Origin of the sequence: Streptomyces purpureus (assembly GCF_014648195.1) — a bacterium.
GTDB lineage: Bacteria > Actinomycetota > Actinomycetes > Streptomycetales > Streptomycetaceae > Streptomyces > Streptomyces purpureus.
In genome coordinates this window covers 12,162-13,812 of record NZ_BMQQ01000030.1, presented here as the reverse complement: position 1 = coordinate 13,812, position 1,651 = coordinate 12,162, and the positions used below count along the sequence as shown (strand labels likewise).

The 1,651-nt window shown below is 76.0% G+C and carries 2 protein-coding genes; both read left to right on the top strand.

The window, feature by feature from the left end:
* Positions 1-692 (top strand): inositol-3-phosphate synthase (locus tag IEZ01_RS28475; protein WP_189204511.1); only part of this gene is annotated, 692 nt, incomplete at its 5' end.
* A partial coding sequence (locus IEZ01_RS28470) for an SCO3242 family prenyltransferase (RefSeq protein ID WP_189204509.1) occupies positions 689-1,651 on the top strand: 963 nt, incomplete at its 3' end. The genes IEZ01_RS28475 and IEZ01_RS28470, both read left to right, overlap by 4 nt.

Below are 1,651 nucleotides of genomic sequence, written 5' to 3'. Positions count from 1 at the left end.
GGGGGACGGCGGGACCGCCGGCGCCGGGAGGCGCCGGACTCCCACCCAGCTCCCTCTACGCCGCCGCCGGGCTCCGCGCCGGCTGCCCCTACGTCAACTTCACCCCCTCCACCGGCCTGCGCACCCCCGCCCTCACCGCCGCCGCCCTCGCCGCCGGACTTCCCCACGCCGGCCGGGACGGCAAGACGGGCCAGACCCTGCTCCGTTCCGTACTCGCCCCCATGCTGCTCCAGCGCGCCCTGACCGTACGGGCCTGGTCGGGCACCAACCTCCTGGGCGGCGGCGACGGCGCGGCCCTGGCCGATCCCGGCGCGGCGGCCGCGAAGAACGCCGGCAAGGAACGCGTCCTCACGGACGTGCTCGGCCACACCCCGCAGGGCGAGGTGCACATCGACGACGTACCGTCCCTCGGCGACTGGAAGACCGCCTGGGACCACATCGCCTTCGACGGCTTCCTCGGCACCCGCATGATCCTCCAGACGATCTGGCAGGGCTGCGACTCGGCCCTCGCCGCCCCCCTCGTCCTGGACCTGGCCCGCCTGACGGCCCGCGCCCACGAAGCCGGCCTTTCAGGCCCGCTGAACGAGCTCGCCTTCTACTTCAAGGACCCCGACGGCGACGGCCCGGCCGCCCTGGCCGACCAGTACCAGGCCCTCCTTGGCTTCGCGAAGCGGCTGGGGGAGACGCGATGAGCCCGCGGGGAACCGACCCGCTCAGCAGGCGGGCGAGAGGCCGGGCCTGGGCGGAACTCCTGCGGATCTCCGCGCTGTTCACGGTCCCCGGCGACGCGCTGGCGGGCGCCGCGGCGACCGGCACCCGCCCCGGCCGGGCCACCTGGCTCGCCCTCGGCTCCTCCCTCTGCCTCTACGAGGCGGGGATGGCCCTCAACGACTGGGCCGACCGCGACGAGGACGCCCACGACCGCCCGCACCGCCCGATCCCCTCCGGCCGCGTCACCCCCGCCGCCGCCCTGACCGCCTCGGCTGCGCTCACCGCGGCGGGCCTCACCCTCGCGGCCCGCGCCGGCCGCACCCCTCTGGCCACCGCCACCGCTCTCGCGGCCACGGTCTGGTCCTACGACCTCCACCTCAAACACACCCGGGCCGCCCCGGCCACCATGGCCACCGCCCGCGCCCTCGACCTCCTCCTCGGCGCCGCCGCCACCTCCCCCGCGGCCATGCCGCGAGCCCTCCCCTCAGCCGCCCTGCTGGCCGCCCACACCTACGCAGTGACATCGCTGTCACGCCACGAGACCCAAGGCGGCTCCACGCTCACCCCCCTGGCGGCCATCGGCACAACGGCAGCCGTGGCCTGGGCGGCACTGACGGATACGTACGGCCGGCGAGCGCACAGCCAGGGGAGCCCGGAGAGGACCGGGGGGCCGGCGAGCCAGGGGGGCCACGGGAAATCGCGGAAACTTCCCTCACCCACCCCCGGGCACCGCATCCTCACCGCGACCATCGCCTCCGCCTACCTCCGCACCACCGCCACCCCCTTCCTCCACGCCGCTCTCAACCCCTCACCCCCTCTCACCCAGCACGCCGTCGGAGCAGGTATCCGCGCCCTGATCCCCCTCCAGGCCACCCTCACCGCGCGCACCGGAGCCCTCGCCACCGCGGCCGGCGTCATGGCCTTCGCCCCCTTGGCCCGG